6 protein-coding genes are annotated in these 8,281 nt (G+C 65.6%); all 6 read right to left on the minus strand.

Features of this window, described 5'->3' with window-relative positions; genetic code table 11:
- Nucleotides 1–89: 89 nt before the first annotated feature.
- The 6 genes from Q4543_RS23235 to Q4543_RS23260 are packed head-to-tail and all read right to left on the minus strand — an operon-like array spanning nucleotide 90 to nucleotide 8,123.
- Entirely contained in the window at nucleotides 90–1,796 is a 1,707-nt protein-coding gene (locus Q4543_RS23235; RefSeq protein ID WP_303442303.1) for a dihydroxy-acid dehydratase, read from the minus strand.
- Nucleotides 1,793–3,241, minus strand: coding sequence for an NAD-dependent succinate-semialdehyde dehydrogenase (locus Q4543_RS23240; protein WP_303442306.1), 1,449 nt, complete (start codon nucleotides 3,239–3,241; stop codon nucleotides 1,793–1,795). The genes Q4543_RS23235 and Q4543_RS23240 overlap by 4 nt, the downstream gene beginning before the upstream one ends.
- A gap of 16 nt (nucleotides 3,242–3,257) precedes the next feature.
- A complete protein-coding gene (locus Q4543_RS23245) occupies nucleotides 3,258–5,135 on the minus strand; it encodes a thiamine pyrophosphate-dependent enzyme (RefSeq protein WP_303442309.1) in 1,878 nt (625 codons plus the stop codon).
- Complete coding sequence (locus Q4543_RS23250; RefSeq protein WP_303442312.1) at nucleotides 5,132–6,631, minus strand: tripartite tricarboxylate transporter permease; 1,500 nt, start codon at nucleotides 6,629–6,631, stop codon at nucleotides 5,132–5,134. Before Q4543_RS23250 ends, Q4543_RS23245 begins: the two co-directional genes overlap by 4 nt.
- A 7-nt stretch (nucleotides 6,632–6,638) precedes the next feature.
- Nucleotides 6,639–7,139, minus strand: a complete 501-nt coding sequence (locus Q4543_RS23255) for a tripartite tricarboxylate transporter TctB family protein (protein WP_303442315.1) — start codon at nucleotides 7,137–7,139, stop codon at nucleotides 6,639–6,641.
- Nucleotides 7,140–7,160: 21 nt separating this feature from the next.
- Nucleotides 7,161–8,123, minus strand: coding sequence for a tripartite tricarboxylate transporter substrate binding protein (locus Q4543_RS23260; protein WP_303442318.1), 963 nt, complete (start codon nucleotides 8,121–8,123; stop codon nucleotides 7,161–7,163).
- Nucleotides 8,124–8,281 lie beyond the last annotated feature (158 nt).

An 8,281-nucleotide genomic window follows, 5' to 3' on the forward strand; every position in this document is an offset into this window, starting at 1 on the left:
CAACGCACGCGCCGACTCCGGCGTCAGCGCTACCCGGTTCTCACCAGGCACTAGCTCCTTCGGCGTCCCTATCTTCATGCTCTGTCCCTTCAGTCCACCGGCCCGAGAAAGGCGAAATCGCAGCCCTCATCCGCCTGCATCACCTCGGATGCATAAAGCCGGTCATAGCCGCGCCGCTGCTCGGGCGGCACGTTGTCGCTGACCCACTCGGCGCGGCGGCTTTCCAATTCGGCATCATCGACCAGTAGCTCGATGCGCCGCTCCTTGACCGACAGCTTGATGCGATCGCCGTTGCGCACCAGCGCCAGCGGCCCACCGACCGAGGCCTCGGGCGCGACATGCAACACAATGGTGCCAAAGGCCGTGCCCGACATGCGGGCATCGGAAATGCGCACCATGTCCTTGACGCCCTGCTCGGCGATCTTGCGCGGCAGCGGCAGATAGCCCGCCTCGGGCATGCCGGATTCGCTTTTGGGGCCAGCGTTCTGCAGCACCATGAAATCGTCCTTGGTGATGTCCAGATCCGGGTCATCGACCCGCGCTGCAAGATCGGCCAGCGAGGTGAACACCACCGCCCGCCCCTCTTTTTCGAACAGCGTCTTGTCGGCGGCAGAGCGTTTGAGGATCGCCCCGCGCGGCGCAAGATTGCCGAACAGCGCCACCAGCCCGCCCTGCGGTTCCAGCGGCTCGGAGGCCTTGGCGATCACCCGGCGATCCACCCAGCCTTCGTCCTGCTCCAGCCGGTCGCCCAGCGTCTGGCCGGTGATCGACAGCGTATCGAGATGCAGCAGCGGTTTCAGCTCGCGCAGCACCGCGCCGACGCCGCCCGCAAAGAAGAAATCTTCCATGTAATTGCTGCCCACCGGTTTGAGGTTCACCAGCACCGGCGTGGTATCGGACAGCTCGTTGAGCTTTTGCAGCGACACCGGGATGCCAAGGCGGCGCGCCACCGCCGTCAGGTGAATGATGGCGTTGGTCGAGCCCCCCAGCGCCAGCAACACCCGCAGCGCGTTTTCCACCGATTTTTCGGTCATCACCTGCGACGGTTTGATCGGGTTCAGGATCATCCGGGCAGCGGCGCGCCCCGATTCCTCGCCCGCGCGCAGACGGTCGGCGTGCACCGCCGGGATCGCCGCCGTGCCCGGCAGCGACATGCCCAACGTTTCGGCGATGCAGGCCATGGTGGAGGCGGTGCCCATCACCGCGCAAGTGCCCGAGGTGGTGGCAAGCCGCCCCTCGATGTCGTTGATCTGTTCGGTCGTGACCTCCTTGGCGCGGTATTTCGACCAGAAGCGGCGGCAATCGGTGCAGGCGCCCAGACGTTCTTCCTGATAGCGCGAGGTCATCATCGGCCCCGCCACCAGTTGCACCGCCGGCAGATCAGCGGAGGCCGCCCCCATCAGCTGCGCTGGCACCGTTTTGTCACAGCCGCCCATCAGCACCACCGCATCCATCGGCTGGGCGCGCACCATTTCCTCGGTGTCCATCGACATCAGGTTGCGGAATTTGAGCGAGGTCGGCGACAGGAACACCTCGCCCAATGAAATGGTGGGGAATTCGATCGGCAGCCCGCCTTCCATCAGCACCCCGCGTTTCACCGCGTCGAGCAGTTCGGGGAAATGCCGGTGGCAGTTGTTGAATCCCGAAAAGCTGTTGGCGATGCCGACGATGGGGCGTTTCAGCATGTCGCGGCTGTAGCCCATGGAAGAGGCAAAGCTGTTGCGCAGGTAGACCGAGAAATCCCGGTCGCCGTAATTGGTCAGCCCGCGCGACAGGCCCTGTTCTTTGTCGCTCATGCGATGGCTCCCAGTTTGGTGCGAATGTATTTGGCATCGAGGTAATCCTTGATGCCCAGCGCGCCGCCTTCGCGGCCCATGCCGCTTTCCTTGATGCCGCCAAAGGGGGCCTCGGCGGTGGCCAGCAGCATCTCGTTGACGCCGATCATGCCGCATTCAAGATCCTCGGAGGCCCGCGTCGCGATGCGCAGATCGTTCGAGAACACATAGCCCGCAAGGCCAAAGGGCAGCGCATTGGCGCGGGCGATCACCTCGTCATAGTCGCGAAAGGTGGTGATCGGGGCGATGGGGCCAAAGGGTTCTTCGGTCATCACCAGCGCATCGTCGGGCACTCGCCCCAGCACGGTGGGCTCGATGAAAAACCCCTTGTTGGCGCCCGCAGGGGTACCGCCGCCCGCCAGCAGCTGCGCGCCCTTGTCCAGCGCGTCCTGCGTCATGCGGCGGATGGTCTCCAGCCCGCGCCGGTTGGCCATCGGGCCGACCTGTACGCCATCATCCGTGCCGCGCCCGATCTTCAGCGATTTTGCCACCTCGGCAAAGCGGGTGGAAAACGCCTCGTAGCTGGCCTCGTGCACGTAAAAGCGGGTGGGCGAGATACAGACCTGCCCGCAGTTGCGGAACTTGGTGGTGGCGCAGGTCTCGGCGGCAGCGATGGCATCAAAGTCGTTGAACACCAGCACCGGGCCGTGGCCGCCCAGCTCCATCGTCACCTTCTTCACGCCATCGGCGGCAAGGCGCAGGATCTCCTTGCCGATGGGCACAGAGCCGGTGACGGACACCTTGCGCACGATGGGAGAGCCGATGAGCTGCGCCGCGATGGCCCCGGAATGGCCAGTGACCATGTTGACCGCCCCCGCCGGGATGCCCGCATCGTGGCAGGCCTGCACCAGCGCCGCGCAAGAAGCCGGGGTTTCCCCCGCCGGTTTCACGATGATGGCACAGCCCGCGCCCAGCGCGGCGGCGATCTTGCGGGCAGGCAGCAGCGCCGGGAAATTCCACGCGCTGAAGGCCGCGACAACACCCACCGGTTGATAGATCACCTGCATCCGGCTGTCGGGCGTGCGGCTTTCGATGGTCTGGCCGTAGATACGCTTGGTCTCTTCGGCGTACCATTCAAATTGATCGGCGGCGGCATTGGTCTCGCCCTTGGCCTCGGCCAGCGGCTTGCCGGTTTCAAGCGACATCAGCATGGCAATGCGGTCGGCATCGGCGCGCAGGATCTCGGCAACCCGGCGCAGCTTTGCCCCGCGCTCCCACGGGCCGGTGGCGCGCCAGGCCTTGAACCCCGCCTGCGCGGCATTCAGCGCGTCGGCAACATCGGCCTCGGTGGCGACGGCGATCAGGCCTAGCGCATCCTCGGTGGCGGGATCGGTGACCGGCTTGGTGCCATTGTCAGAGGCGGGACGCCAGTCGCCGCCGATATACAGCTTCAGATCGTGATACATGCTTTTCTCCCGTGGCTCAGATCGTGGCGTGCAGGTATTTCGCCTGCACGTCTTCGACCCAGTTGCCGACGTTCCAGTTTCCATAGGCCCCCATGCCCGCGAGCGGATCGCGCCCGGCATAGACGGGGATGTGCAGCAGGCTCAGCCCGTCATGGGCGAACCCCGCCTTTAGCGCCGCGTCCAGTTCTTCGCGGCTGGTGCCCCCCCAGATCGCCTTGACGCCGCTCACCGCCCCCGCCATCGCGACATAATCGACCGCTACGCTGTCGTTGGTCTTGAACGCGCGCCCGTACTGGGCGAGCTGAAGATCGGTGATCGCCGCCATGCGCCGGTTGTCGAACAGCGCGATCATGCCGCGCACGCCATGTTCCACCGCATCGATCAGCACCTGCGGGTTCATCACGAACGAGCCATCGCCAGTGAAGGCGACGCCATAGGGCGCGTCTTTGACCCCGGCCAGCCCCAGCAGCGCCGAGGCGGCAAAGCCCATATAAGACGCCCCGGTTTCGGTGACGGTCTCGGTCGGACTGTCGTCTTCGACGATCTGAAAGCCATTGGCCTGCACATCGCCCGCATCGAAAAACTTCACCGCGCCCTTCGCCTTGGCAAAGCTTGCAACGGCGTGGATGGCGGCGGGCTGGGTCAGCACCGGGGTTTTCCACACCGCATCGGCGATGGGCGCACCGGAAATGCGGGCAGCCTTGAAGGCGGTCCACTCGGCCTTTTTCGCCTCGCAATCGCGCAGCCAGTTTCTGCGGGCATCGCGCCCGGTGTCCTTGCCCAGCGCAGACAGCAGCGCGGTCAGCACCGCCGAGATATCGCCGGGCAGCGCTGTGGTGCGGGCGTAATGGGTCAGATCATCAAGATCGCCGTTGATATTGATCACCGCCCTAGCGTTGGGATAGCCGATCCCCGAGCAATCCGCCTGACAGACCCCGCGCGAGCCGACGATGATCACCAGCTCGGCCCCCTGCATGGCGAAATTGCCGCTGATCGATCCCTTGGAGCCGCCGACATGCATGTTCTGCACATGCCCGTCCATCATAACCCCGGTTGATCCCGGAGACAGCACCACCGGCGCGCCGATGGTGCAGGCAAAGCGGCGCAGCGCCTCGGAATGTTTGCGGCAGCCGCCCCCGGCCTTGATCACCGCGCGCGTGCCGCCCCGGATCAACGCTGCCGCCTCACTCAGAGCCGCGCCCACCGGGACGACCGGCGGTACGTCCTGCTTGCCGGGCAGCGTGGCAAGGTTGAGCTGCGTCAGCGCCGGCTGGGTGTTGATCGGCAGCAGGATATAGAACGGCCCCGCCTTGTAGGGATGATGCACGCACGCCGTGCCGCGCCGCATGCATTCGCGCAACGCGCCGGGGGTATGCAAGGTATAGGCCTGCCCCATCAGCGCGCCGATCTGGCCAAACACCCCCTGCTGCGGCTTGGGCACCTGCTGCATGTTGTAGCCCTCGCCCCGCGTCGTCTCGTCGCCGTAGATGTGATACACTCCCACACCATTCGACGCCGCCGCCAGCGAGCCCGCCATGGCCTGCAAGCCCCCCGGCCCGATCGAGGTCACCACCGCGGGCGTCTGCCCGGTGACCCAGGCATGGGCGGTGGCGGCATGGGCCATCTCGACCTCGTTGCGGCAGTTGATCACCTGCACCGCACCTTCCTCGTGATAGACCCGCAGCACCTCGCCCAGATCGGTCGAGCCATGGCCGAAGATGGCAAAATAGGTGCGCACTCCCTGCTTCATCAGCGCCACCACCAGCGCCTCGGACAGCGTCAGCTCAAGCACGCCCTGCCCGGGAAAGGCGGTGTCGAACTCTTCTGAGGCAAGGCGGATGGCGCGGCTGCGCGTGGCCTCGGCGGCGGGCATGTCATTCTTGTCCAGCATCATGCGTTTACCTTCTGTTGGTTGGACCGCCGGACCCGCAGTTCAGAAATCGCCTGAAGGACGATGATCAGCGCTGCGAGGCCGAGGAAGATCATGGCGAGCGGAGAGGTGAAGATGATGTCCCAGCTGCCGCCCGACAGCATCATGGCGGTGCGGAACTCGTTTTCGATGGTCGGGCCAAGCACCATGCCAAGGATGATCGGCGTGATCGGCACCTCGAGCGCGATGAACAGGTAGGCCAGCCCCCCGATCGCCGCCATGGCGTAGATGTCGAAGACCGAGTTGCGCACCGACCACGCCCCGATGACGCAAAGCACCAGCACCCCGATGGCCAGCAGATCGCGCGGGATCTTCAGCACATGGACGAACAGGCGGATGCCCAGCAGTTGCAGCCCCAGCACCCAGACATAGGCGACGGCCACCGCGACATACATGCCGTAGACTTCGGTGGCGTGGTTCATGAACAGCGCCGGCCCCGGCGTGATGCCGTGGATCATCAGCCCCGCCAGCACGATGGCCGTGGCCGGATCGCCCGGAATGCCCAGCGACAGCAGCGGGATCAGCGTGCCGCCGGTCACGGCATTGTTGGCCGCCTCGGGGGCGATGACGCCGTCCAGCTCTCCCTTGCCGAAGCGATCCTTGGTCTTGGATGTGCGCCGGGCGTGATCATAGGCCAGAAACGAAGCGATGGCGCCGCCGGTGCCGGGGATCGCCCCGATGCCGGTGCCCAGCACCGAGCAGCGCAGCATCAGCCAGAACCGCCCCAGCAGCAGCCGGATCGACGGCAGTTCCGCCCGTACCCGGACCATGCGCTTGTGCTTGGTCTCCATATGGCCCGAGCAGGCCTCGATGATGAAGGGCACCGCGAACAGGCCGATCATCGCCACCAGCAGGTTCACCCCCTGCAGCAGGTTCACCGAACCAAAGGTCATGCGCGGCACGCCTTCCATCTGGTCCAGTCCGACGGTCATGATCATCAGCCCGAGCACCCCGGAGATCAGCCCCTTGAGCATCGAGCCGCCGCACAGCCCGCAGATCGTCGACAGGCCGAACACCACGAGGGCAAAGATCTCGGCCGGACCAAAGCCGATGGCCAGTTTCGAAACAAGGTTCACCGAGACGATCATCACGATCAGCGAGAACATCCCGCCAAAGACCGACGCAATGACCGCCGTGCCAAGGGCAATCGACGCCTCGCCCTTCTTGGTCATCGGGTAGCCGTCAAGCACGGTGGCGGCGGCGGATGGTGTGCCGGGGATACCCAGCAGTATGGCAGAGACCGATCCCCCGGTCATGCCGCCGATATAGGTGCCAAGCAGCAGGCCGATAGCCGGCACGCTGTCCATCGAAAAGGTGATGGGAAGCGCCAGCGCCAGCGCCACGGTGAATGTCAGACCGGGGATCGAGCCAAAGATCAGCCCTACCAGCGTCCCAAGGCCAACCGCTCCGATGGCCCAGGGGTCGAGCGCGAGCATTGCCGCGTGAAGAAACATATCCATGATTGGCCTATCCGAGGTTGATCCAGCTGCCGCTGGCCAGGTGGATGCCCATGAGCTTATCGAAGATCAGCCAGCAGCCCACGGTCACGCCCAGCGCCATCCCGACAAGCACCTTCGGCTTGCCGCAGCGCAGGTTCAAAGCGAGGATCGCAAGGATCACCAGCGGCGTCGCGAGCAGGAAACCGATCTTGTCGAGCAAATAGCCATAGGCGCAGATTTCCACGGTGATCAGCGCCAGTGGCAGCCACATGATGCGGCGGCTCAGCGCCGTATCCGTTTCGGCGGGCACGTCGGTACCGCTGTTGTCATGTTCGCGGGCCGCACGGTGCACCAGCAGCACCATGCAAAGCCCGACCAGAATGAACCCAAGCGTCAGAGGAAAGGCGCGCGGGCCGATGCTGTAGGCATCGAAGGCCGGGGGGATGGTCGACCAGACCAGCCCGGTCCATGTCAGCCCGAGGCCCAGAAGCAGCCCTCCGAAGATCAGGTCCTTGTGTCTGTCAGTCATCTGTCCAGTCCCCCTGCCCGCTCACATGCCCATGCCAAGCTCGCCCAGCAGCGCGCCGTAGAACTCGTCGTCCTGCTTGATCAGCGCACCGAACTGTTCCGGCCCCATATAGGCGGCGGTAAAGCCCAGCGTGCCGGTGGCCGCCTTGAACTGTTCGGTCTGGGTGGCGGCCTGTGCGGCCTTGGCAAGCGCGGCAATCACGTCATCAGGGGTGCCCGCGGGGGCGGCAAGACCGCGCCACATGGTGATATCGACATCGACGCCCTGTTCGGCGGCGGTGGGCACGTCGGGCAGCGCCTCGATGCGCTCGGCCCCGGTGACCGCAAGCACCTTCAGCTCGCCGCTCTGCATGTAGGAAGAGAACTGACCCGGCCACTGGATCGCGGCGTCGATGCGCCCCGCCATCAGCTCGACCGGCGCCTTGCCGTCGCCGTAGGAGATATACATGACCTTGTCAGCGATCCCCATGGCATCGAACAGCGCCGCCGACACCAGATGGGTGAACGATCCCTTGCCCGAAATCCCGACCTTGAGCGGCTTGCCCGCCATCGCCGCGGCCTTGAGATCATCAAGCGACGCCCAGCCGCGATCGGAATTGACCCCAAGCGCCGGGGTCTCGACCGAGATCCGCGCGATCGGGGCAAAGGCGGTATAGTCGAACGGCACGCGGCCGGTATGGGTGACGGTGTTGATGGAGTTGGAATTCCACACCAGCTGGTAGCCATCGGGGCGCGCCGCCGCGACATGGCTGTAGCCCACCGCGCCGCCGCCGCCGGGGCGGCTGACCGGCACCACCGGCTCGGGCAGTTCCTGCGACATCAACTCGGCCAGAAGCTGCGCGATGGTGTTCGCGGTGCCTCCGAACAGGATGGTCATCTCGATGGGTTTTTCCGGGTAGTCCGCCCGAGCGCCGCCCGGAAGCGCCAGCATCGAGACGGTGGCAAGCGCCGCAAGGGCACCTTTCATCGTGGCCTTGAAAATCATCTTCCTCTCCTCCCTGTTGATTGGTCGATAGGGCGGTGGCGCGGCGCGCCACTTACGCGGCCCCCCCCCCCCCCAAGTCAACGGTTTCCCCCCCGGGGGGGGGTTGCAACTGATTCGCGCCCCCCCCCCCGGCGGCCGCCCCAGCGCCGCCCGGCTGG

Source organism: Salipiger sp. 1_MG-2023 (assembly GCF_030547555.1).
Lineage (GTDB): Bacteria > Pseudomonadota > Alphaproteobacteria > Rhodobacterales > Rhodobacteraceae > Salipiger.

What these genes read in the sequence shown, in the direction of transcription:
- Q4543_RS23235 (WP_303442303.1), bottom strand. Translation starts at nt 1,796, where the DNA reads ATGAGCGACAAAGAACAGGGCCTGTCGCGCGGGCTGACCAATTACGGC.
- Q4543_RS23240 (WP_303442306.1), bottom strand. Translation starts at nt 3,241, where the DNA reads ATGTATCACGATCTGAAGCTGTATATCGGCGGCGACTGGCGTCCCGCC.
- Q4543_RS23245 (WP_303442309.1), bottom strand. Translation starts at nt 5,135, where the DNA reads ATGATGCTGGACAAGAATGACATGCCCGCCGCCGAGGCCACGCGCAGC.
- Q4543_RS23250 (WP_303442312.1), bottom strand. Translation starts at nt 6,631, where the DNA reads ATGGATATGTTTCTTCACGCGGCAATGCTCGCGCTCGACCCCTGGGCC.
- Q4543_RS23255 (WP_303442315.1), bottom strand. Translation starts at nt 7,139, where the DNA reads ATGACTGACAGACACAAGGACCTGATCTTCGGAGGGCTGCTTCTGGGC.
- Q4543_RS23260 (WP_303442318.1), bottom strand. Translation starts at nt 8,123, where the DNA reads ATGATTTTCAAGGCCACGATGAAAGGTGCCCTTGCGGCGCTTGCCACC.